Origin of the sequence: Bacillus sp. DTU_2020_1000418_1_SI_GHA_SEK_038 (assembly GCF_032341175.1) — a bacterium.
Taxonomy (GTDB): domain Bacteria; phylum Bacillota; class Bacilli; order Bacillales; family Cytobacillaceae; genus Cytobacillus.
The window spans coordinates 2155679-2181149 of the sequence record NZ_CP135435.1 but is presented as its reverse complement, the minus strand read 5'-3'; the positions used below and the strand labels follow the sequence as shown (position 1 = coordinate 2181149).

Genomic DNA, 25471 nt, shown 5'->3' with positions numbered 1-25471 from the left:
GGAGAAAGCAAATGAGTAATCAAGAAAATCAATCGGGCTTATTAAATAGAAATAAGTCAAAGAAAGGGGAAGCAGGCCCTTTTCAAAGAATGCTCGAAGAGGTTGAAAAAGAAACAATAAACAGTGCGCTTGCTACACAATTTCCGGAGTGGGATTTAACGCCTCCGGCAAATTTGGTGAAAAGAAGGAGCACGAAATTACTATGAATAAGCTGGAAACCTATGCAGAATGGGTGAACTGTTTTGAGCAATTTAAAGCAGGAACGAAGGATGAAGAAACAATTTTATTAATGGAGCAAGGGCAGATTGAATGGACGAAAGGGGTTGCCGAGCGTCTGACACAGCAACTCTATGAAACGATTGATCATCGGTTACGAAGGTCGAGTGATCAGCTTCAAAGAGAAATAAATACATGTAACGGGAATGAAACAGCATTAGTGAAAGCCATTTTATCTGCCCGTAAGCGATTAGCAGTCTTAAAGCGGGTTGCTCATTTGCCCGCTTTTCCAGAACAAGTGAGAGAAACGATGTGGAATCTTTTGCATGACTATGCCAAGTCAACTCAACAGTCGCTTGAGGATAGTGCAGTGACTGACCGAACGGGACGCATGCGCAGCCTGATTAGAAATAATCCAATTACTCAATTTGATCAAGTTGAGAATGTTTTTGGTTCTACGCCTCACGCAATTCCAATTTCCGATGCCACTGGTACCGCTCCGAAATTGGAACAAAAATCTAGGAAAAGAAGGGTTATTTTACCATGAACGATTTAAAAAGCTGTTTAAGTACATTGGAAAGATATTTGAAAGCAAGAATTCCCTTTATTTCGATTCGAACATCGGAGCGGGCAAGAGCTTTAGAAATTGCTGGTCAAATTGCTCATCAGCTCTCAATACCGGTCTTTTTTCATACAATTTCACAAGGGACGAGAGATATTCTTTCCAACCGTCTTGTCAATGATGATCGCTCGGTGATGGGGGGGCTGGATTTTGCTAATCAGAAAATTGCACAGCAACAAAACATCACATTCATATTTACTGAAGTTCAAGATATTGAAGATGACACTCCTACGGCTAGACAATTCCAAGATTTAGCAATGATGGCAACAGATACAGGCGGAAGTATTATTATCATCACGAACAAGCCTGTTTGGGGACAGTTGCAGCGTCTTGGGATGTCAATTACGTTAGCACCGCCAAATGAGGATGAAATGTTAAAGATCATCCAGGGGCAAATTTCTCCCTATCGTGGGGAAATCCCGATTGAATGGGGCGAAGAGGAGGAAAAGCAGTCTGCGGCGATTTTAGCAGGTATCAGTCAGATTGAAGCGGAAAATGTAATTGCCACCTTACTAGCGAATGGCGCAATTAAAAATGATGATCTCAAAGAGCTAATGCATGCGAAAGACCGGATCTTTGCTGATATATCAGGAATTGAACGTGTCCAGGTTCGTCAGGATTACCAGGTCGGCGGCCTTGAAGGAATGAAGCGTTGGCTTGATGCCAATGAAAAGTTGCTCACCGCTGATTTGCGCGATCGCGGCATTCGTCCTCCACGAGGGATTCTCTTAGTAGGGGTTCCCGGCTGTGGCAAGTCATTATCTGCCAAGGCGATTGCTTCGCAATGGAATCTGCCTCTGTACCGCCTGGATTTGTCAACGATTCATGGCCAATATTTAGGGCAAAGTGAATCAAGATTAAAGGAAGCACTCTCAACAGCTAACCATGTGGCTCCGTGTGTGCTTTGGATTGATGAGATTGAAAAAGGTTTGGCTGGGGCTACAGGTGGTGGCGACGGTGGAACTTCAACTAGATTGGTAGGACAGTTTTTATATTGGCTTCAAGAAAGCCTTGCCCGAGTTTTTGTCGTTGCGACAGCCAACGATGTCTCGAAGTTACCTCCTGAGCTGCTGCGACGCGGACGTTTTGATGAGTTATTTTTCGTTGATTTGCCAACATCGAAAGAACGGGAAGAAATTATCAAAATCTATATAAATAAAGGTCTAAAGCGGGAAGTGAGTCCAAGTTTATTAGAAAAATTAGTTCGTCTTTCGGATGGATTTGCTGGTGCTGATTTAGAGGCGGCAGTTCGTGATGTCGTGAAGCAAGCGGTCGTACATGGTGATGAATCGATCACTGATCAGACGTTTATCAGTTTCTTTGAGAATGTGGTTCCTCTCTCACAAACAAGTCCGGAACAAATTGATCATATCCGTGCTTGGGGCCGTGAGCGCGCTGTCCCAGCTGGTAAGCCGTTTGATGATACATCTATTGATCAGGAACAATATCCGCGCCGCAAAGGCCCACGTTCTGTTCTCGTCTAACGAAAGGGAGTTAAGCAAAAAGTTCATTAGGGTTATATCACTTACGTAGGATGTGTCAGTTTCTCGCTGATGCCTCCTGCTAGATTAGGAGGGATAGGATGGCGAAAAGATGTGCGATTTGTGATCAAACTTGGGATGATTCGAATCTAAATTGTCCGATTGATGGAGCAGCATTAACCCCAGTGCGAAAGGTAATTTCAACCCCACCCCAGCAAACTCATGATGCTTCTGAAACGCAAGCAAATGCTCAAGCTCCGTATCAAGCATCGCAATTTGCAGCAACAGCCCCTCAAACTAGTTCAGCACAGGCTTCCATTCAAGTGAAACCAGGCAACGCATATGTCGAGGGAACGGTACGTAATTTTCATGAGGATATCATTAAAACAAATCCGGTAAAGCAGTGGTTTTTATCACTGAGAAAAGGCTGCCATTTTGTTCGTGATGGCAATATTTGTACTTTTGATGTCGATGACCCTAAAGGGGACATTCATAGTGTCATTCTTTATGGAAAAGTCATTCGTGGTCGTTTCCAGGATCATTCTTATATTCGGGTCTATGGGACGCAAGATAGGCATAATACGATTGTTGCGAAACAGATTGAAAATCTCGGCAGCAACAGCTCAGTGGCAGTCAATAAAACCTTGTCGAGTTTAGCTGTTCGCGTTATTACAGGCTTGATTGCGATTTTTCTGCTTTATTTCATCCTTTTTGTTGATTTAAGCACTCTATTACAAAGTTTATCAGCAGGGATTACGAATTTTGTAGTTTCAGTTTTATCGGCGATTTTTCCACTGATCATCATTGGATTTGTCTTCTGGATGTTGATTCGAAAGTTTTTTAAATAGCTAGAAAAAAGTAGGATTGTTAGTCAAAATCAATGGGGAAGATTGATTTTTGATCCAATCCTTTTTTATTAATTAAAAAGGAGTATACAATGCGAATTGAACTGAAGAAAGAACAAATTAATCGGAAGTATCAGGCCTTAAGTCGCAGTTTTTTAGACCGAGAATCAGCGATCTCCGAGGTGGAAATCGAGGAAACAGGGGAGCTTTGCTTTTTTCAAATCAAAGGGTTAGCCAACTTCTGGGATCGTGAAGAGAACCTGAACTATGATTCGATTTTTATGGATATATTAAGCGGATTGCATAGTATGCATACGACTTTCGTCTATGCGTTAGTAGGAAGTCGGACTGACATTAGCGTCTATATCGGGATGACGGTTCATTGGAAGGAAGCCTTAAAAAGCTCTTTAAAATCGGTATATCCTTATATACATTTAACGGAGATTAGTAATCAGCAAATGAAAAAAGTGACGAGTGAGCGAAGTCAGTTTGGTGGAACTTTTATGGGCTACCCGACAAATAAAACGTCTGGCGAGAACGAAATCCTCCAGATCGAAAGACTTTGTACTGGCTTACTTGGCGAGGATTGGGCGTATATCGTTGTTGCGAAAGGAATACACTCACTCCTTATTGACCGCACACATGAACGGCTATTAGATGAAATGGAGTTGGTGAGTCAGACATTAAAAGTATCCACAAGTAGCGGAGGTGCGTTCGGAGACGAGTCTTCAGAACGTACGAGATTTATAAACCAACGCTACTTAGAGAATCTGGAAATGGTCGAACAAAGATTAGAAACGGGTCGTGCCAAAGGGATGTGGAGAATGAGTGGTTATTTCTTAGCAGCAAAGTCGGAAACGGCGCAAAAGCTCCGCAATTTATTGATTTCAACCTATTTGGGTGATAAATCTAGACCTGAAAAGGTCCGTGCCCTTCATGCAACGAATATGCATGAAACTATAAGCACGTTTCCCTTGATGGCGAATCAATTGCCGTTTAATGAGCTAGAATTCCATCCACTTGGACAATGGATGCGCCCAGGGAACGAGACACCAATACAGTCGTTTATATACCGCTATCAAACGCTCGTATCCAGTGAGGATTTAGCTACGTTTAGTCAAATCCCACGTAAAGAAATGCCGGGGTATTTTGTCAATCCCTATGTAGAGTTTGAAGTTGCTGAAAGAAGGGAAAACGGAGATTTCGTCTTAGGGAATATCGTAAAAGGGAATGAAGAATTGGAACAAAATAGATATTCAGTTCCAACAAGCGATTTCAATCGTCATGGACTGATAGTTGGAATGACGGGAGGAGGGAAATCCAACACCTCAAAAAGTTTGTTGATGAGGTTATGGAATGATCATAAAAAGCCGTTTCTTGTCATTGAATCAGCGAAAAGAGAATATTGGGAGTTAGCCAATGTTCCTGGCTTTGCAGACGAGCTTCTCGTCTTTACGCTTGGAGCGGAGGACAAGGATTCTGTTCCGTTTCGAATCAATCCGTTTGAAAAAGTTGGCGACGTTCCGTTACAAACGCATATCGATTACTTACTGTCGACGTTTAAAGCGAGTTTTGAACTTGTTCCGCCGATGCCATTTGTGTTAGAGACTGCGGTTTATCGTATCTATGAAAATCTTGGTTGGGACATTTTAAAGAATGAAAATGTATTAGGCATTGATAAATATCCAACCCTCGATGACCTTCTTCACACTATCGATGATATTGTCACCGAGCTTGGCTATGATCAGCGGATGAAGTCAGATATCACTGCGGCCTTAAAAGCCCGTGTTACTTCCTTAAAAGTCGGCGGCAAGGGAGCGATGATGAATACGGCGAAATCGGTCTCAATGGAAAAGCTTCTATCCCGCCCTGTTGTGATGGAATTGGAGGACATCGGCGATGATGACGTTAAAGCGTTTGTGATGGGGATTCTACTAGTCCAATTATATGAATATCGCAAACAGAAATTAAAAGAAGAGAATGTCAGCAAAAAAGAGTTTGAGCATTTGATTGTGATTGAGGAAGCGCACCGTCTTTTAGCCAATGTCTCTAAAGGGGGAGAAGGAGCCAATCCGCGTGCCAAGGCCGTTGAGTTTTTCACGAACCTGCTCGCGGAAATACGTAGCTATGGTCAAGGGTTCCTGATTGCCGATCAAGTACCGACAAAGCTGGCTCCCGATACGCTGAAAAATACCAATCTTAAAATTGTTCACCGCATTGTTATGAAGGAAGACCGTGAGTTAATTGGGCAATCGATGAATATGAATGAGGAACAAATTGATTATATAAGTACATTAAAACGCGGCTATGCTGCAGTTTACGCAGAAGGGGATGCTCGGCCAAAGCTTGTGAAGATGCCACTTGTTGACGAAGTCAGAGGAGAGGCTCGAAAATATCGTGACCAAGTGATTACTGAAATGCGTGAAACCGTGAAGCGGGAAGTTCTTGATTGGGAGCAGCTCACAGGGGAAGCTGGCGGCTGCCCGTATTGCCAAGGTCCTTGTCAGCATAAAGAATTGGATGAAAAAATAAAGGCGATTACCTTAGAAAAAGGCTGGCATGTCACACTTGCGGAAAAATTGCCGCTCCAAATAGAATCTGCTGCTTACTTGGAAAGATATTTTGAGTTACTACAAAAAAATGGTTATGTTCCCTCGCTCACCTTCAATCAAAAGCGCTGTTGTTTGAGTGGGTTATTAGAGCTAACAAAATTACCAAGGAGTTCGAGGCAAAAACTCATGGCTCAATATCTGGGAAAATAATTAATCTAAAATGAATGGCGGTGTTGGATCATTGGAACGAGATTATTTTGAATCTGGGAGTAATGAAGCAAAAAAAACTGAGCAGCGTGAAGACAAAAGCTTTGAGTCAAAAGACAGTTTTGATGAAAGAGATTTTTTGCAAGAAAACGATGGCTTTAACGAGTCTGATTTTTTTAATAGGGAAGTAGAAAATGAAAGCGACGGCTTTAATGAAGATGATTTCCTCAATAATAAGGGACGATCTGATTCAAAAGAAAAAGGAGAAATAACGGTTGAGGATGTTAAAAAAAGCGTGGAGTATCTGTCATTAGCGGCAGGTGGCCCGGGTGGTGTTCATGCTTCAGAGATGCTGGAGATCGCGGGTGAAGCAGCTCTCGAGAAGAAGAAAAACGAGCATGAGCAGGAAAACAATGACGATGGGCTGGAAGATGAGGACGATGACAGTTTTGAAAGTAGAGAACGGTTGAAAGAAAAGGATCTTGATTCAGTGGAACCGCTCGAGCGTCAGAAGCGCAATGAAGAAAAGCAAATAGACGGTTTTCATGAAAGCGACTTTGACTCCGAACAACGTCATGAAAAATGGGAAGAATCCAGTGTTAATCAGACAGAAGGTGAATCCTTCCAGTTAAATGGAAATAGTTGGAACGAGGCTAGTTTGGAAGAAAAACGCGAGCAATTAAATAAATATCATCAAGAATTGCACGAGCAGTTAGGCATTGATAAGGAATGCAAAGACATCCGATTTTATACCAATGTTCATACCGAAAAGTATGACAGCAGCTACCATCAAGGTTTAAACCAAATCGAATTAAACGAAGAGCACTTCGATGATTTTGACAAAGTGATCTCGTCGTTATCGCGAGAAACGTATAAAGCATATATGCATCAAGAAATGGGTAAAAAGTATCGCGGCGAGCCATGTGATGACAGAGCAGCGGAATGGGATGCTTCCTTTTATCAGGAGGGTATGACAATTGCTCTCAATGAGTACCGCAAAAACGGTTTTAAAGAAGATGCCGAGGCATTTGCGCAGGAGCAGTTGGAGCGGCTTCATCAGCAGACGGAAATTGCTGAAGAGGTAGAGTTTTCCGATGTGAACCGAAAAAACAGACAGTTCGAAGGATTGCAACAAGATTATCGTGAAAAGCTTGCCACTTCTATCACGGAGGCTGAAGCAGAAGTGAAAGACTGGAAGGATTCCTCATTTGAAGAGAGAAAAGAGCTAATGCAGCGTGCGTTCAGAAAAGCAGCTGAAAATGAACTAGAGGATCCTCCGCGTTTGGTGTTTGAGGCTCCAAATAACGGGGATGTCGTCAAAGGCGACCAACTTGTCATGGGTGAATATAACAAGGAAAAAAATGAAATGTATGTGCACCCGTCTGTTTTAGGACTAGTCAATGCTGAAATCGCCGAGGAATGCGCTGCTCACGGGCTGGCAAGCAGGAAGTTCTATGAGGAACTCCAGAAGGAGTCTGAATCAGCTGACAGCGAAGCTCCAATCGAAGCAATGCCTGAATCGGACCAGCGTGTCGAACAAGCTACTGATGTACTTGACGAAAGTCCTAAGCATGACCAGCTTATAGAACGAGAAATGAAGTCTGAGCTTGATGAATACATGGGACAAGACGAAGAAAAGATTGAAGCAAAGAACGAGTTTGACAAGTTCATGGAACGAGACGAAGGGAAGCCAGAGGCAAAGGCTGAGTTTGACGAATTTATGGATCAAAAACTAGAAAAGACGGGGGACCGCACCGAGTCTGACAACCTTACGGAACAAGAAGCCTTTAATAAATGGATTGATTCTGGTTCTTCGATGTCGCTCTGGGATGAAATCATTGAGGCAAAGGAGCAGCGCTTAGAGGCGGCGAGAGAGCAGGTAGATGAGGCCAAATGGGCTGATAAGACGTTGGAGGAAAAAGAGGCAGCGATTGAACATGTTGGCGAGTATATTGCAACAGAGCTATTAAACTTAAAAAATCCGCCGACGATTGACTATTATTATAAAGAGCCGACAGCAGTTGAGGCTAGCTACGGGTGTTATAGGAAAGCAAATAATACTGTTTCCATTAACCGATTTTTCCTTGAAAACGATGTCCAGGAAACAGTGGACACGCTTGGGCATGAACTGAAGCATGCCAAGCAACATGAGATGAAGGAGGATTGGGATCGGACGCAGCGGTTTAAAATGTTTCGTTCAAGAGTGGAAAATAATGTGCACTCGTGGTTAGCCAATCCAAATTTAGAGCCTGTGAAGGATTGGTCTTATAATCTTGGCAAAGATCTTTTTGGGCGTAGCCGTTATATCCAATTTAGTGAGGATCGATTTGATGAATATGAGCGCCAACCGGTAGAGGAAGATGCCAATAATTACGGCGCTAAAATTCGAAGAATGTTTTTTGGGAAGAAAAAGCGTTAAGTTCGTTTTGATATCGGACAAAAAAGCGTAAAGCTTCGTGAAATTTATGCTTTTTTGTTCATTATATATATCTAGGAATTAATCCTATACTACTTCCAGATTCCTTTGAAACAGATAAGCTAGAAAATCCATTTGCGTGATTCGTTTATGCTGTTGATAAACGAATCTCATGCACGGGAATTTTTGTAATAAGGATTCTAGGGATATTCTTAGTAATACATGGAGAAGAAGTCTAACTGAATTAGGGGAAATGAGTGGTATATCAAATAACAAGGTATCACCGCATACATTTAGACATACGGGTGGCATTATGAATGGTGATGATCAATTTTCCTTACAAAAGATAGTCATGTCTAATCTCGAATACTCACTTAAAGGCGCTAACCGCATTATATCGTTTCGGTTCGCAAAATGAAAAACTTTCCATTTATCAAGGGATTTGGTACAATGGAAACGGAAAATAAATAAATAAGTTGCTTTGTTTATTACCTTTTTATAGAGGTTCGCGATTTACGCATCATCAGCCTTAGAGCCACAAGGGTTTAAAATAGGCAGCGTTGCAACGTACTCCCCGTCATGAGGGGATTGAAACTGGTCAGTTTCGTTGACTTGGTAGTCGTCAGTATTTGTTTGTAACTTTAAATTGAATAGCAAAGAAAAAGACAGAGGAGATCCTCTGTCTTTTTTAATAGTGAATTTAACGAGCGATCTCGTAAAATGATTAGCAAGTATATAACTGCATTCAATAATTTATTTCTCTTCCCAAAATGGAATAGTTACAGTAATGGGATAAGATTTATCTAAAGGGAGCCGAAGAAATGGAAATATATGATTTAATCCAGAGAATGTCAATCGGACATATTATTGTGACTTACGAATTATTAGAAGATGGGGTTCTGCCATCTTTTAAAGGGTCTACCTTTAGGGGATTAATGGGGCATGCGTTACGGGAGACAGCCTGCCCTTCTTGTGCGGAGGGCGGAAATTCGGAGTGTTTATATGGGAAGGGCTGCATGTATAAACAGATTTTTGAATCGCCAAATCTTCAAGGTGGATTTGCGCCGCACCCGTTTGTAATGCGATGCAATGATTACCGAACGGAATGGAAAGCAGGGGACCGCATCTCTTTTGAACTCATAACCATTAGCTTTCTAAACGATATGACCCCGGAATTGTGTCAATGCTTTGAGAAAATGGGGCAAATTGGATTGGGAGCGTCTAGGCTTGCGGCGAAATTGAAGAAAGTTGAAGCCTATAATGATGAACAAATAACATCATCTATATATATTGATGGAAATATAGAGTGCAAAAAAATACCCGCAAAACAACTTGAATTAGAGGAACGTAATGAGGTTATTATTGAATTTATAACGCCAGCACGAATTACTCATCAAGGTAGGCTTCAAAAAACACTTACATATTCGATTATTATGAAAAGTATAACGAGCAGAGTCAATCAAATTGCAAGCCATTATTATCCAGAACTTTACGTGAATATTAGAGCGGAACAAGATGTGGTTGCAAATAAAGTATATGATTTTTTGCAAGCGGCTAGCATTGAACGTTATTCAAATAGGAAAAGTCAAAAAATGCGGTTAGATGGATTGATCGGATTACAAAAATACGAGGGTACTCGTGAAACCTATCACCTCTTAAAATTTGCTGAACTCATCCATATTGGGAAGAGTACATCAATGGGATTTGGAAAAATAAAAATTTGGAAGTAAAGTTATTTAGGATAGATTACCCACTAAATATTTCCTTTAAATCTGAAAATATAGTAGAATTTTCTTATATATGTATGTTTTAATATCTGAAAGCATACATGTATTTAGGCTAAAGCTAATAACTTATTATGGAGGATAGGGTATGATTAAAAACACTGTGATTGCCACAGTAGGAACGTCACTTATAGGCAGCCTTAAAAGAAGTCAAATAGATTGGGAATTGCCCGCTCAAGAGATAGCTAGTAAATTAGACAAGCTAGAGGACCCTGGGAAAATTAGTGCGGAGATATCCTCTATTCTATCTATAATAGATGAACAACTATTAAATGAACAACAAAATCTATATTTACTATGTTCAGACACTAAAGAGGGGAAAAAGATAAATGAAATTTTAAAAGCGTATTTTATTTCTCTTTTTCATCGCGTTCATACAATTACAATTGAACACTTAAACGGTGAGAAACCAGAGTTTTTTAAAGAAGAGGGGTTAAGGAATCTCGTAAAAGTAATTGTGCAAATTATTAAGAGTGTTCCGGAACGCGAATCTGCATGCATCATCAATGCTACAGGCGGCTATAAAGCGCAAATTTCGTTTGCGGGATTAATTGGACAAGTATTGAAAATTCCTGTCTACTATCAATTTGAAGGTTTCTCTTCAGTTGTGCAACTCCCTGTACTGCCGGTTTCTTTGGATTATAAGCTTTGGTTGAAAAACTTTAGCTTGTTTCAGGAGTTACATAATTTAGGGATTCTATCATCAAAATTATTGCCGGATAACGTTGATCTCGAGCCTTTAAAAGGGTTAATTGAACGTTCAGGAGGACAGCTTCGTTTATCCTCAGTTGGTCTGCTTTTACATGAGGTGCTTTGGGATCGGTTTAAGGACGAAGGAAAACTCTATCTCCCTACGGAAAATAAGGGGAATGTGTCAGTTGAATTGATTGAATATTTAGACCATATACCATTAAGCTTACAAACAATTCTAGAAAGCATTCAATCTTTGAGTTATGTGAAAAAAGTTGAAATAACAGGAATGAAAGATGATATAACAGGACCGCTAGTCTTTCAAATACTGAATATACATAACAGTGCAATTGAAGGTACGTATGGACAAGATCAAAAGACATGGAAATTTTCCATCCATACAACTGCCAAAAATGAGCTAGAGCTAAACGCGGTAATGGTGGAATTATACCAGCGCTATCAGCCGTTTATGTCGAATCAGGATGAGGGAAGCGTAGAATTTATCCTAGTTCGACATGGGCAGCATGTTGGGGAAGAAGAACAAAGGATTGAAGGATGGGCAGACTTTGAATTGACCGAAATGGGTCATAAGCAATCTGAATTAGTAGCTGAACATCTAAAAAATGAACATCCTGAAATCGATATATTATATGCCAGTTCATTAAGCAGGGCTAAACAAACAGCAGAACATATAAGTAGGGAATTGGGCTTGCAGCCGATAATATTAGATGATTTACGAGCGATGAATTATGGTAAACCTGGTGGTTTAACAAAAAGCGAAGCTGAAATTTTATATCCACTGCCTTCGAAACAAGTAATTTTTGATAGGACATTTGATGGCGAGTCTAACATCGAATTTAATCGGCGCGTCGTTGAATTATTTTATGAGCTTGTTCATCGGCATCAATGTAAAACAGTTTGTTTAGTTACGCATGGACGTGCAATTAACGTTATTTTAAAAGAAGTAATGAATTTGCCGTTAAGTCATGATTTCCGTGTAGATTCAGAAGATACGTCCATTCATCATTTTATTATGAAGAATAACCAAATAATTATTCGTTGTGTCAATAATGCTCATCATTTAGATAAATTATCAATTTAATTGGGAGTGGAGCTATGTATCATACGGTTGTTATGACATGTGGGATCTCTTTATTTACCGGTAATAATTTATTTTCAAATAAAACCGGGAATAGGACAGCTGGTATATTAACAACATCGCTTCAGACGACAAGGATAACGGAAGAAATGACGAAGGAAATGGAGCAGTATTTCGAGCAGGCTAAAACATATATGTATGAGATTGAAAAAAATCCTCATGCAGTTAGTGCCGAGTATTCGATGATTCATACCTTAATAAAGAATAAAAAAATGTGCAGAGAACATGACGATTGTACTAATTGTAACAAAAACCTTCGGGGGTATCATTTGCGAACGCATGCTGCGGTATATTTTTGAAGAGAAGATAAGAGCAAATGTCAAAGTGCTTTATATCGAAATGTCTGTTTCAAATTCTAAGGATCTGAAACATCAAGCTGCCGGTGTTTTGCGTGTACTAGCTGATGCGTTAACCGAAGGTGAACCGGCCACAACCTGCTTCGCCCCAATTGGCGGATACAAAGTTATAACATCGCTCGGATATTTGATCGGGTCATTTTTGCATTATCCGACGGCTTATTTACATGAAGATCATCAAATTCTTATTGAATTACCGCCAATGCCATTAGATATCGATGAAGACTTTGTGGGTGAAAATAGTCAATTACTGCGAAAATGTCAGCTTGACTTAATGGAATTGGGCTCATTAACGTATGAGGAACAACAGTTGATCCAAAAACATACAGCACTCTTTTCGTTGGAAGAACACTTTGTTGCGTTAAGCCCGTTCGGGGAGTTTTTGTTTGAACGTTCAAAGTATGACCATTTATTTGGGACTAAATATATCCTTTCTGAACAAGTCCAACGTTTTGCCATCGAAAATAAACATCAGTCTATTTTTATCGCACAGCAGCTGCGGGAACTAATTAAAAAGCTTAAATATGAAAATAGTTTAAATAATGACCTAATGCATGAAAAGGAATTTGAAAAAATAGACCCTAAAAAGGTTTTGTATCATTTGTATAAAGGAGCAAGCAACGGACAAACTGCCTTTCGATTAGCTTATCAATACGATCAGGCAACAGATGTATTAACTGCCAATCATCTTTGGCTTGACCATGATAAATATATGCGTGAAGCGGCTATAGGAATCGGAATATATAAAGTAGGAAGAAAGTTCGTAGACGAAACGGAAAAAATTTTGATTAGGGGTTGAATAATGGGATGAGGAAAGTATTGTTCTCCTTTCTTGGAATGGGAGACTATGAGTCTTGCTATTACACATATGAAGGAAAAAAATCAACGTTTACCCGATTTATCCAGACTGCTATTTATGAACATACGTTAACAGAAGGACCTTTGGAAATTATTGTTTTTGCTACAAAGGAAGCAAAAGCGCAAAACTGGGCGGAACATCTAAATAAAAAGGGAGAGTGGCTAGAAGGACTAGAAAAAGCTTTTGCAAGAATTACTCCCGGGGCAAAAGTCAAACTCGTTGATATTAGCAGCTCCCAGGATGAAGAAGCCAACTGGAATTTGTTTGATATTATCCTCTCGCAAATTAAGGAGGGGGACGAAATTTACTTTGATATGACACATAGCTTCCGTTCCATCCCACTTGTGTCACTCATAGTATTAAATTATGCCCGCTTAGTAAAAAAGGCCAAGATTAATAAACTCATGTATGGACTTTTTGATCGGAATCAACCGGAAAAACTGGCACCTATTATAGATGTAACCAGCATGCTTACGCTGCTTGACTGGACAAACGGAGTCGATCAATTTATTAGAACCGGTGATGCCTCCTTGATAAAACAATTTACAAATGATGAGACGGGAAATGTATTCCGTGATCAATCCATATCGAAAGAAGAGAAGGTAACTACAGCAGCGCTTAATGGATTGACAAAACAGTTAGATATCGTTGGGCAGTCATTCCAGACATGTCGAAGCCTCGTGCTTACGGATGAAATTAATAAATTAAAGCAGCAGATTGAGACGGTAAGAGGTGCCAAATCTAATAAAATTAAGCCGCTTGTACCACTATTAACGGAAATAGAATCAAAATATGAAAATTTCGGCGACGATAAAATAATGAATGGGCTGCTTGCGGCTGAATGGTGTGTAGAGCATCGCCTAATTCAGCCGGGCATTACGCTATTGCAAGAAAGTTGTGTAACAGCTATTTGCTATGCCCTCCAAATTGACCCGACAGAACGAGAGAAAAGAAAATGCATTAATCCGGCAATCAAAATTTTAATGCGGAACCTTCCTGAGAAAAGATGGACGGTGAAGGAAAAGGAGAAACCGCTTGTTAGAGAAATATTAGCCTTTCTCAAGCCTTACCGTGAGCAGCTGAAGCCTTTCGATAGTCTGTCAGACTACCGAAATGATATTAATCATGCAGGTACAAATTCTGATGCTCGAAAGGCGGAAATATTTCTGCCTAGTTTAAAAAAAGGTGTCAAAGAGCTAAGACCGTTCTTTGAGAAAATGCTAGAACTGACTAGACAGCAAGTATAGAGGGGAGGAAGAAGAATGCAGGAAAATATGTTGGAAGGGAAAACCGCCATTGCAAAAAGAAACTATTCATTGACGATTGTTTCTCCAATGGCAATGCATGGGGCATATCCACGGGGAGCAGCTGAATTTCGGACTGCCTCAATGAAAGGAATTCTCAGGTATTGGTGGCGTTCTTTGCAGCTCGAACCAAATAATAAAAATCTTTTATCCGAAGAGGTCCTGCTCTTTGGCGGGACGGAAACAGATAATATGAGAAAATCACCAGTGTCTTTTTCGTTAATTCAACAAGTAAAAGGGGAGAAACAAGAGAATTTATTGCCGCACCGAACCGGAGATAGAAATGATCCGAAGCAAACGCACGTTAAATCATCGGTCATTCCGGAAAATGAGAGAATTGACATCCATATGCACGTAATGAAGGTCAATGAGAGAAAGCTCGAACTATATGAAAAATACATGAATTATATACTTCACCTTACCGGAATGGGGCAAAGGTCCCGCCGGGGGTATGGAGCGTGTCAATGGGAGAATCATCAATGGGGCACAGTGTCGGATTTTGCAGAATCATTAAAGAAATCCCTGACAGGACTAGGTTTTGAGAATGAATTTAGTTGGAACGAAGCCGGGCCATGTTTAGTAAAAAGAAAATCCTCAGTTCGAGTAGCTCATCCAGTATTAGGGGCTGTTTATATCGGGTCAGGTGATAGCTCCATTAGAAAAATCCTAACTAATTTTGGAGTTGCATCCCACGAGGTGAACCCGCCAGGAACATTAGGATCAGCAAAACCACGCTGGGCTTCACCGTTATGGTGCACAATTCGACAAATAGGATCCCTCTATTATCCTATTATTACGGAGCTGCACACGAATGGAAGTAATATTCGCGACAAAGCCGTCTATGCACGGGAAAGGGATCAATTTTTACGTAGACTTGGGGTGAAGTTATGACGAAGCGATATCTTGTATTGTTTACAGTCGGACCTGTACAGTCCTTTATCTCTTCCGCTCGGAAAATTGAAGATTTTTGGAGTGGAAGCTATTTACTTTCCCACTTAATTCGTGAAGCACTTAGAAATTTATATAAAAATGCTCCAACATTTCAACTCGTTTTTCCCGTATTGTCCCGTGAGGAAATTGATAATCCTAATCATGATACCCTTCACATCGCTTCATTGCCTAATCGTTTTACAGCGATAATCGAAGGAGACATGAACAAAGTTATTGAACATTTACAAGAAACCGAAAAGGAAATAAAAGAAGCATTTCTTGATGTTTGCGGCTTTGCGATTAAAACATTATTTGCTAGTTTACCAGATGAAAAACGTTCTTATCTACTAAAAGCCACTGAGGAGCAAATTGATGCCTTGCTTGAAATGTATTGGGTAATAGAGCCATTTGCGGATGAAGATAACTTTAAATTAGTAAGAGAAAAGCTTGAAAGCCGTTTAGGCGCATTAAAAAACGATAAACAATATCCCCAAGTTGAACAGCTTGGCCTTACATGCAGTGTTTGCCATGAACGAGATGCCTTATGTGCGAAACATATTAGCGAGAAAGATCGCTATGGCGATATGAAGCGAAAATTAGCGCGGACATGGGATAAGCGCGATCGGAGATTTAAGGGAGAAAAGGTGCAAAGAATCAGAGACAACGAGTTTTTATGTGGCATATGCACCGGCAAACGTTTGGCCCGCGACTATTTTAAGTTTTTCTATAATTTTTCAAAGGGGTTTCGCGGCTTTAATTCTGTGACGGAATTGACAAGTGCGAATCAGAGCTATTATGCGATATTAATGATGGACGGAGATAATATGGGTTCCTTGTTTTCGGGGGAGCGTATGGAAAGCTACAGCGAAGTTAGTAAAAAACTGGCCACATTCGCGATGGATGCTGTTCCTAAGATTGTCGAAAAAGAGGTTCGAGCACAGCTTGTTTATGCCGGCGGTGACGATGTATTGGCTTTTATGCCTGTTCAGGATGCATTAAAGATTGCCAATGATTTGCGCTTTGCTTTCAGTAGTGAGGAGGAGGGGCTTGGAAAAGGGGCAACAGCATCCGCTGGTTTAGTTATTGGCCACGAGAAAGCCCCATTACAAGGGCTTTTAAATGAAGTACGAAATCTTGAAAAGAAAGCGAAAAGCTATCGCAAGGGACAGACGGTGAAAAATGCATTAGCAATAGGCGTACATACGAGAGCAGGCGAGATTTCCGAAACAGTTCTTCCTTGGACAATTGGGGATACGCGAACGATAGAGCAATTGGAAAGAATAATTTCGCTTTTAAAAGAAGAGCTTTCATCCACATTTGTTTATACCTTTATGGAGGCATTTGCACCTCTTCTTCATCCAACGGTGAAGGATTACGAAAAAATAGCCTCTCGCGAGATGGTTGAGGTAGAATTGCGCAGATTGCTTAAGAGATCAGTTAAAGGTCGATTGAACAACGAAACAGTAGAGGAAGCTGTTCAATACTTAGTCACTTTACATGACTGCTCCCCTACCACAATGGATTTCTTGCATTTATTAAAGATTCTAACCTTTTTTGAAAGAAAGGAGGAATAGTTTTGACAAAATTAAGGTTAGCGCCGGTTGATACCTTTTTCTTCAAAGGGCAGCAGATGACAGAAGCCGGATCAGATAGTACCATGACAGGGATTTTCCCACCGCGTCCTAATACAATATACGGCGCACTCCGCTCTGCCTTCATTCATCACCATATATCATTTGAAGAATTTCGGGAAGGTACACATGCGGAAGTGAAAAAATGGATGGGGACACCAGATAAGCTGGGCGATTTCCGCCTTGATTACTGTGGGCTGTATTACAAGCAGGAATTATTGCTTCCGCTCCCGCTCGATCATCAAGTCATGGCGACAGAGAATGATGGCAATATCGCATATCCACTCAGTTTGCAAATGGATGAAAACCCATCGTCACAAGGATCTGGATGGAGGCTGATGTCAAACCGCAAGGAAAAAACGAAAGGCTCTGCAAATCAATATGTGAAAATTGAACAATGGAAGACAGCCTTATTGGGCGTACAACCGTTTAAAGATGTCATTTCAGTCAATGAATTGTTGGAAAAAGAACAAAAAATAGGAATTGCCCTTGATTATAATGAGCGGCGAACAAAAGAGAATTATTTATATAATATGACAAAACTACGCTTCAAGGATGATGGCGGCTTAATCGTCTATACACCTAACAGTCCAGATTTTACAAAAATACCATTTGCAAGAATTGGCGGAGAAAACCGTCCTTGGTCGATAAAACAAGAGCAGGGTGACTTTTCATTATGGGATAGCACTGAACTCGAAAAAATAAGGCAACAAATATTGGAAACAAAACTAGCAAAATTAGTCCTTCTTTCTCCCGCTATTTGGGAGCAAGGGTCACGACCGCTGACGTTTGATGGAACAAAGTTAACCTTACCTAATGGAATTCATGTCAACTGGCTAACAGCTGCAATCGGCAGACCAAGTTTGTATGGCGGTTGGGATATCGTGAAGCACCGTCCGAAAAAACGCTGTTTCATGGTGCCGGAAGGTTCGATTATTTATATAAGTCTGCAAGAAAACCAAGCTATGACAATAGCTGAGCAAGTAGATTCATTGCTTCAATTAGTCAATGGTTTTTCATTGACGGATCAAGGAGCGCAAGAAGGATTTGGCTTTGCAGTCATTGCAGCCGCAAATATGGATTAAAGATTAGGAGGCGACATTATGTATACAAAAGCAAAACCATTTTTATTGCATGCCATTACTTCTGTTCATGCCGGGAGCGGGAGCGAAATCGGCTTAGTAGATTTGCCTATCCAACGTGAGCAGCATACAGGTTTCCCGAAAATTGAAAGCTCATCGTTGAAGGGAGCTATTCGCTATACGGTTGAGCAGCGATTACAGTCAGAGGATGCGGAGAAATTCGAGTTAGTGTTTGGTTCTAGTCCAAATATGAAAGCTGATAATGAATCCCAGTCGAGCGCGATTGCTTTCAGTGATGCACGGGTATTGCTTTTTCCAGTGAAATCAATGCGCGGGATCTTTGCATGGATCACATGCCCATATGTTTTAAATAGATTTTACAATGAGATGGCAATTAACGGTACAAAGAAAAGAGTATTTTCGGAAATACAGCCGAATTCGGTATCCTCCAATAAACTTATCGTTTCAGAGGGTAAAATTGTTTTGGAAGAATATGCATTCTCTGTGGAAGAGAACAGTGTAACGAAACAAATCGCCGACGAATTAGCGAATTATATTCAACAGGACTTTTCTGCGGATGTTCGGGATCGAATCGTTATCTTAGGAGATGATGATTTCAATGATTTTGTGCGCTTATCAACTGAAGTAAATGCACGGATAAAAATTAATTCAGAAACAGGCATTGTTGATAAGGGAGCACTTTGGTACGAGGAAAATGTTCCCCCGGAAACGATTTTTTATAGCATTCTTTACACAGGGAATGTTCGCGGAGCAGGTACTGACGATATGAAGACAGCTGCTGATGTGGAAGCATTCTTAGTAGATGAAATGCGGTTTCCGGCTGTTTTTCAATTAGGAGGCAACAGTACACTTGGGCATGGAATGTTAAGAAAAATTTGGCTGTAAAGGAGGAGGTGTGTGTATGAGCAAGGTAAGAACTCGCACTGGTATCGAAAATGGCCGGGCGGCGTATGCATTTGGAGAAGTAAAAAGGATTGTTGAAAGCGGGAACCACAATAATAAGAAATATCGTTCATACGTGAAGAAAATCCCATCCCTTATTCAGGTTAACGGCTTAGGACAAACATTGGCGTTCTGTTTCCAGAAAAAGAAAGAATATCTGGCCATTTATCAGCAAATACATAGATGGTTAAAGGAAACGCATGGAGAATACTTTATAGATGAATCAAAGGAACTCGTTGAAGTGGTTGTAAGCCTAAAGAGTTCCGAATACAGGATGCTGACAATGGAAACCATTGCGCTATTAAACTGGATGCGCAAGTTTGCTGACGGCATGATCAATGAGTAAAGGAGGGGAGTGTGATGCATTTTCATCCGAAAGATACGGAGGAAGCATTTAAACCTGCTGATAGGGGGAAAATTGCCCACTTATGGTATCACCTTCATTATAATCAAATGATTCAAGAAGTGAAAAACGGGAAAATTGAATATTCACCTGATAAAAAGAAACCCGCTCCACGAATACTGCCGGAGTTAAGCAAGCTCGGAAAAACGGTCGAAAAAGGCAGGCAACGGGCAATTGCCGAAATGAATGCATCCTTTCATATTCGGCAATTAAGGGCAACTGCTTTATCGCGGATTATTCCTGGGATGGGGGCAGGACATGTAAAGGAGACATCCCTTACTTTGCACCCGGTCTATGGGTTTCCTTATATCCCCGCTTCGAGTGTGAAGGGCCTTGTTCGCCATTGGTTTATTCATGCCTATTGTGAGGGGGACGAATCCAAGTTGGCGGACAATGAGTGGGGAAAAGCTGTTTTTGGCTCGCAGGAAAATCGTGGTGCGGTCCAGTTTTATGATATTTACTTGCATGAGCAGTTACAAATTGAAGCGGATATATTAACAGTGCATTTTAAAGAATATTATAGCGGGGGAAATACGGCAACGGATAGTCAAAAACCAAATCCCGTCCCGTTTTGGACTGTGAATGTAAAAGAGGCTAATATATTCTTAACTGTGCCAAAGGGAATTAAAACAGCGATTTCGAGTGATGATTTAATTCAAGCGGCTGCCAGTTGGACGTGTCGAGCATTCAAAGAATTAGGAATCGGTTCCAAATCAGCTTTAGGGTATGGCCTTTTTTCGGAAGTTACGGATGTAACGAAGGATGAATTTGAAATTGTGATAGCTGGGCAGGAAGAAAGAATTGAAAAACAACGGAAAGAGCGGCTAAGAAAGATGGAAATAGAGGGAGAAGCCCGTGAGCAAGAAGCAATTGCCGCCCGCTTAGAAAAGATGACAAAAGAAGAACGATTGCTCTATGAAATTCAATCCTTATCATCTTCGCAAGCCGACCAAGATAAAAGCAAGAATGCTTTGTTTGAAGAAGTATTAAGTCAGAAAAATGCTGCAGCTGCTTCTGCTCTTAAAGCTTATTGGGAAACAAATGGGCAATGGAAGATAAAAAAACAACAGAAAAAACAATACAACAAGGTGCAAGAAGTGAAAAAGCTTTTGCAATTATAAACTCGAATAGCTAGAGTTTCCAACTTAGAAACTCTAGCGTTCATCATTTTTAGTTCTTTAGGCAAAAATTCACTTTAACATGAGATTTTGGGATAATGATTTTCTAATCGTATTTTGCACGAAAGGTCCAAGGACCTGTCATATCCGCATTGTACCGTTTCGATTCGCAAAATGAAAGGACTTCCCATTTATCAAGGGATTTGGTACAATAGAAGCAGAAAATAAGTAAAAAAATTTCTTTGTTTATTCTCTTTTTATAGAGGTTCGCGATTTGCGCATCCTCAGCCTTGAAACCACAAGGTTTAAAAAAGGCAGCGTTGCATCGTACTCCCCGTCATGAGGGGATTGAAACTCAATCCATAATAGTTCGTTTTTCTTTTCAGAAGGATTGCGTTGCAACGTACTCCCCGTTATGAGGGGATTGAAACGCAGCCACAGCGTACGCTGTACCGACTTCAACAGGCGACTGTTGCATCGTACTCCCCGTCATAAGGGGATTGAAACGGCTCAATGCAATGGGCGTCTAGATCGTTTCCGTCATACTCGTTGCAAAGTACTCCCCGCCATTCGGGGGATTACAAACAATGACGTAATCCTAAGTAAAGCCTATGAAAAAAAGCAATAGGAGGAAAATCGAGTTGTTCTTCCCCTCTTGCTTTTTTTATTTCATTTCCTTTGAAATTAGGTAACTCGCAAAAAACAAAAGCAAGAGTAGAAAAACGATCATTTTCCTCCCCTTGCCTTATTTTGAGGACTTACCGCCAGCCCCTTTTTGTCTAATTTATCTCTCCCCTACGCGGTCTATTCGAAAATTCTATGAACAGCCCGGAGATTGCAGCCAATAGCAGAATTGAAAAGTAGTTTGTTATGACTGTAGATTTTACCTTCCATGAAGTTAGTTCTTTCAGAAATTCCCCTAGAGGCTCTGTTGTGAATGTTACAAAATAAATCAAGCTAAAAAAGATGCTCCACATGATTGTGAGTAAATTAATCGACAGCTTAATAATAGTACTAAAAATGGCTAGGCCGATAGCTATTCCAATTAATATAAGGACTGGATTAATTGAGTTCCATTCCTTTTCGTAAGCAAGTACTTCGATATACAAGCTTAATTTCAAGGGCCGTACCAACGCGAAAAGAATAAAGGAGAACGTTCCTAAATAACCAAGAAAAGTCCATAATTTTACATTCGTAAGATGGCTAAATAGAATACAAATCATAATTCCGAGTAATAGATAGAACTGTTTTGTACCATCCTTCATATCTAAATACGTCCATAAAGCCGCTGTAGCAAGAATAAAATAGTTTAAGATAAGCATGGTTTTTTGCATAGGGTCTTTTCTCCTTCTTTAAAATTCTGATTTTTCAAAAATTATATACCTTTTTTGAAAATTAAGCTAGAATAGTCTTATAATCCTAAAAATTTGGAAGATGTTTCAAGGATACTCATTAAATATATGTATGAAAAAGGGGACAGAAAATGACTTCGGATCCATTTTTACAGCCCAGCAGCTGGGAGCTTGAATTAGATCGCTTTAAATCAATTAAATCAACCTTTATCGTAGAAGGGAATATCTTTGATTTACATGCTTACTCACACAATGTTGATGGGAAAAGACAGTGGAATATTAGTGCACTTGACTATTATTTATACCAATATTTAGTCAATCAAGGGTTTGAAACCATTATTTTTTATAATCATATTGATGGTTTTTACAATCCTTACAGTTCGGACCACATAAGGCAGTTTGAATCGCTGGCGAAAGGCAGAGTAGAGAGTGGTTCAACTGCCGACCCCAGTGAAGAACGGAATCATGTAAGAATGTCGCTGAAGGCTACCGTATCGAAAGCAACCGAAATGATTAGTACGGCAATGGAGACTTCAACAAAACCGTTGGCAGTCATTTTGAATTTGTCATCAAGATATATTATATCGCCGCAAAATTTAAGTGAGGAAGAGAATACCCTGTACTCACGTTTATTTTTAACTACTCAAAAACTGAACCGCCATCGTGTTGAAGCGACTAACAAACTAGTAAATAATCTGTTGTTTCTCGTTTGTAATAAAGCGAATGATATTCCCGCATGGATGTATCTGGATAATCCATATGTGAAAACATTGCATATTCCAAAGCCTAATCGAAAGATACGGGCAAGCTTCATTGATAATGAGTTCGATGGCTTCATTGGATCAAAGGAGGTACCCGCCGAAGAACAGGAAAATCTAAAGCAGCAATTTATTGACTTAACGGAAGGGTTTACGAATATTGAATTAATCGGACTTAGAAATCTCTGTCGCCAAGAGGAGATCTATATTCGCAAAGTTGCCGAAGCGATCCGCTTGTTTAAGCATGGGATAAAGGAAAATCTGTGGGAAGAAGTGGGTATTGAGAAGTTAAAGGATGCCCACAGCAAAATTGAAGAAAGGGTGAAGGGGCAAAAGCCGGCGGTTATTCAAACATTGGATATTTTAAAACGTGCAGTTGGCGGTTTTTCTGGCTTGCAGCATTCATCTCATTCAAGCAAACCTAAAGGAATATTGTTTTTTGCCGGGCCAACTGGAACAGGAAAAACGGAACTGGCAAAAACAATAGCGGAACTCATTTTTGGTGATGAGTCAAGCTGTCACCGCTTTGATATGAGTGAATATCAGCAAAGCCATGCCGATCAAAAACTGCTAGGCGCCCCTCCTGGTTATGTTGGCTATGAAGCCGGCGGTCAATTAACAAATGCAGTGAAAGAAAACCCGTTCTCTGTTTTACTTTTCGATGAAATTGAAAAGGCGCATCCTTCTATTTTGGATAAGTTCCTGCAAATATTGGAGGACGGAAGGATGACGGATGGTCAGGGAGAAACGGTCTATTTCTCTGAGACTTTAATCATTTTCACAAGCAATCTCGGAATCTATAAGAAGGATGCAATGGGCGAGCGAATTCCGAATGTCACACCTCAAATGGAATACCCAGAATTGAAGGAAAAAATATTAAACGAAATTAATAATTACTTCAAGCTTGAGCTTGGTCGCCCAGAAATTCTTAATAGAATTGGCGACAACATTATCGTGTTTGATTATATCCGTGAAGATGTGGCCCAATTGATACTTGATCACCAGCTGCGAAAAATTGTGGCAGCGTTAAAAGAGCAAAAAGAAATTATTCTTTCCATTAATGACGAAGCAAGGGAATACATAAGGGAAAAAGCCGTTGCAAACTTAGAAAATGGCGGCCGTGGGATTGGGAATATTGTTGAGTCTATTTTTATCAACCCGTTATCAAGATATTTATATGATTACGAAATTAAGGGCCCTTGCCAGCTGCATGTACGGCAAATTGTACAAGATGAACAAATCACTAAGTTAGAGTGTGAGCATTTCCGTGAAAAAGTAGGATTGTAGTTTCCTGTAATCTTACAATTACAAATTATTGAGTAAAAATACCGAAAGAAATGGAGGATGGTGATGGGCGTTCCAAAAAAGACAACAGAATTCCTCTTGCTTCTGTCAGGAGTAGCAAATAAGGATCAATCTGAGCTTATGGATATTTATTATAAGCGGATACAGGAAACAGCAGAATACAGGCTGCTGGAGAGTCTCCATGACTATATCTTTATTTCATCAATTAGCAAGGAACTTCATGATAAACTAATGAAAATTCAATGGAAAAAGAAGACATTACCAGAAATGCAAACGGAATTCGCGACACTATGTAATTTATACAGCAGCTTTCACGAGCTCAAAAATACCTCCCGCCAAAGGATGAACAATAATAAATACGATATTCATCTTATTTCGAAGAATGATTTGGAGGCACTAAAACAAATAAATCAAGACTTATACTATAAGATTCGTATTTTAAAGAATAAGACAGGCTTATTACCTGTAGATGCTTTTAGAAATTTTCTGAAAAAGAATAATCATAAAGGGATTATTGATGAATATGTAAATTTGCGAACAAGGGATATGGCGCTCCGGGATGATATGCGGGCTATATTTATGCGGAGATTCGGAACAGTTATGGGAGCCTTAGTATTTTTTGCTCTCATGCTTTATTTAAAACCGGTAGGCATACAAGTAGAATGGGGGATAATTGGAACCGGTGCTCTTCTATTTTTACTTGGGGTAGCAAATATTCGCCAAAGTATGCGCTTATTCTCAATTTTCCTGCTCCTCACATATTCAAGCGGATTTATTATTTTAGCCTTGGTACAGGATTTTTTTCATTTGCCGACAGGCTTTAATTTTACACAACTACGTGAAGTGAATTTACTTCTGCTAAGCAGTTTGTTTGGTGGATTTCTTGGTTTTATCTTAGGAGACAAATTAAACTATATTCCTGCCCAGGCATATCGCCCGCATCAGTTTTTTCGATTTGTTGAGAGAGGAATGAGGTTTTTGACCATTGCTTTGCTTGCTTTCGGGACATTGTGGACGTTTGCCTTTAAAGCCGATGCTAATATTTTTCCATTTATTCAAGTAAAAATGGAGCAACATCTTGCTGCGAAAATTGAGGCGCTTAGCACAGATAAAGAGAAGGTAGCAGAAGAAAAAACGTCCACGGAAGACGAGGAGAAGGTGGAGGCAATTGGTACAGTGATAGTTGTGGCAAAATCCGGTGCTCATGTTCGAACTGAACCGCTTATTTCGAAAAGTACTGAACGTACAACAGTCGCACATAATACAATCCTTAGTTACTACGAAGTAAAAATAGTGGATGGTGTGACTTGGTATTATATATTAGAGCCAAAATCGCAAGAGATGCTATGGATCCATGGAAGCACGGTGAAGGAATAACGGGGATGAAATGGAAGTTCAAGTCGATCTTAGCCGGAAAAGAATAAAGGAGAATGGGTGA

At 40.2% G+C, this 25471-nt stretch carries 20 protein-coding genes; 19 read left to right on the top strand and 1 reads right to left on the bottom strand.

All coding sequences use genetic code 11. The annotated features are described in order from the left end of the window. Positions 1-11: 11 nt before the first annotated feature. The 17 genes from RRV45_RS10790 (at position 12) to cmr6 (ending at position 20621) form a co-directional block, all read left to right on the top strand. Positions 12-206, top strand: coding sequence for a hypothetical protein (locus RRV45_RS10790; protein WP_315668828.1), 195 nt, complete (start codon positions 12-14; stop codon positions 204-206). Continuing rightward, a complete protein-coding gene (locus RRV45_RS10785) occupies positions 203-763 on the top strand; it encodes a hypothetical protein (RefSeq protein WP_315668827.1) in 561 nt (186 codons plus the stop codon). Before RRV45_RS10790 ends, RRV45_RS10785 begins: the two co-directional genes overlap by 4 nt. Continuing rightward, entirely contained in the window at positions 760-2322 is a 1563-nt protein-coding gene (locus RRV45_RS10780) for an AAA family ATPase (RefSeq protein WP_315668826.1), read from the top strand. Before RRV45_RS10785 ends, RRV45_RS10780 begins: the two co-directional genes overlap by 4 nt. Before the next feature lie 98 nt (positions 2323-2420). Next, positions 2421-3167 (top strand): hypothetical protein, encoded by a 747-nt coding sequence (locus RRV45_RS10775; RefSeq protein ID WP_315668825.1) that lies wholly within the window; start codon positions 2421-2423, stop codon positions 3165-3167. Positions 3168-3256: 89 nt separating this feature from the next. Beyond that, positions 3257-5926 carry an ATP-binding protein gene (locus RRV45_RS10770; protein ID WP_315668824.1) on the top strand — a complete coding sequence of 890 codons (2670 nt, stop codon included), beginning with the start codon at positions 3257-3259 and terminating at the stop codon, positions 5924-5926. A 31-nt stretch (positions 5927-5957) separates the two neighbouring features. Then, positions 5958-8342, top strand: a complete 2385-nt coding sequence (locus RRV45_RS10765; RefSeq protein WP_315668823.1) for a hypothetical protein — start codon at positions 5958-5960, stop codon at positions 8340-8342. An 818-nt stretch (positions 8343-9160) separates the two neighbouring features. Then, entirely contained in the window at positions 9161-10069 is a 909-nt protein-coding gene (gene cas6 / locus RRV45_RS10760) for a CRISPR system precrRNA processing endoribonuclease RAMP protein Cas6 (protein WP_315668822.1), read from the top strand. 142 nt (positions 10070-10211) lie between these two features. Beyond that, positions 10212-11915, top strand: a complete 1704-nt coding sequence (locus tag RRV45_RS10755; protein ID WP_315668821.1) for a histidine phosphatase family protein — start codon at positions 10212-10214, stop codon at positions 11913-11915. A 14-nt stretch (positions 11916-11929) separates the two neighbouring features. Next, on the top strand, positions 11930-12271 hold the full coding sequence (locus tag RRV45_RS10750; RefSeq protein WP_315668820.1) for a hypothetical protein: 342 nt from the start codon (positions 11930-11932) through the stop codon (positions 12269-12271). Beyond that, complete coding sequence (locus RRV45_RS10745; RefSeq protein ID WP_315668819.1) at positions 12198-13127, top strand: CRISPR-associated protein; 930 nt, start codon at positions 12198-12200, stop codon at positions 13125-13127. The genes RRV45_RS10750 and RRV45_RS10745 overlap by 74 nt, the downstream gene beginning before the upstream one ends. A gap of 8 nt (positions 13128-13135) precedes the next feature. Continuing rightward, positions 13136-14434 (top strand): TIGR02221 family CRISPR-associated protein, encoded by a 1299-nt coding sequence (gene csx2 / locus RRV45_RS10740; protein WP_315668818.1) that lies wholly within the window; start codon positions 13136-13138, stop codon positions 14432-14434. A gap of 15 nt (positions 14435-14449) precedes the next feature. After that, positions 14450-15382 carry a type III-B CRISPR module RAMP protein Cmr1 gene (gene cmr1 / locus RRV45_RS10735; protein WP_315668817.1) on the top strand — a complete coding sequence of 311 codons (933 nt, stop codon included), beginning with the start codon at positions 14450-14452 and terminating at the stop codon, positions 15380-15382. Further along, complete coding sequence (cas10, locus tag RRV45_RS10730) at positions 15379-16995, top strand: type III-B CRISPR-associated protein Cas10/Cmr2 (protein ID WP_315668816.1); 1617 nt, start codon at positions 15379-15381, stop codon at positions 16993-16995. The genes cmr1 and cas10 overlap by 4 nt, the downstream gene beginning before the upstream one ends. A 2-nt stretch (positions 16996-16997) precedes the next feature. Then, positions 16998-18137, top strand: a complete 1140-nt coding sequence (cmr3, locus tag RRV45_RS10725) for a type III-B CRISPR module-associated protein Cmr3 (RefSeq protein ID WP_315668815.1) — start codon at positions 16998-17000, stop codon at positions 18135-18137. An 18-nt stretch (positions 18138-18155) separates the two neighbouring features. Continuing rightward, positions 18156-19040 (top strand): type III-B CRISPR module RAMP protein Cmr4, encoded by an 885-nt coding sequence (gene cmr4 / locus RRV45_RS10720; RefSeq protein ID WP_315668813.1) that lies wholly within the window; start codon positions 18156-18158, stop codon positions 19038-19040. A 16-nt stretch (positions 19041-19056) separates the two neighbouring features. Next, positions 19057-19443, top strand: a complete 387-nt coding sequence (gene cmr5, locus RRV45_RS10715) for a type III-B CRISPR module-associated protein Cmr5 (RefSeq protein WP_315668812.1) — start codon at positions 19057-19059, stop codon at positions 19441-19443. Positions 19444-19457: 14 nt separating this feature from the next. After that, a complete protein-coding gene (gene cmr6, locus RRV45_RS10710) occupies positions 19458-20621 on the top strand; it encodes a type III-B CRISPR module RAMP protein Cmr6 (RefSeq protein WP_315668811.1) in 1164 nt (387 codons plus the stop codon). 776 nt (positions 20622-21397) lie between these two features. On the opposite strand, the gene RRV45_RS10705 is transcribed toward cmr6, so the two are convergent. Then, positions 21398-21952, bottom strand: coding sequence for a hypothetical protein (locus RRV45_RS10705; RefSeq protein WP_315668809.1), 555 nt, complete (start codon positions 21950-21952; stop codon positions 21398-21400). A gap of 149 nt (positions 21953-22101) precedes the next feature. Here RRV45_RS10705 and RRV45_RS10700 point away from each other — a divergent pair, with 149 nt between their 5' ends. Together RRV45_RS10700 and RRV45_RS10695 are read left to right on the top strand one after the other, a co-directional pair. After that, positions 22102-24015: an AAA family ATPase gene (locus RRV45_RS10700; protein ID WP_315668808.1), complete on the top strand. Its 1914-nt coding sequence runs from the start codon at positions 22102-22104 to the stop codon at positions 24013-24015. 63 nt (positions 24016-24078) lie between these two features. Further along, positions 24079-25410, top strand: a complete 1332-nt coding sequence (locus tag RRV45_RS10695; RefSeq protein ID WP_315668807.1) for a hypothetical protein — start codon at positions 24079-24081, stop codon at positions 25408-25410. Positions 25411-25471 lie beyond the last annotated feature (61 nt).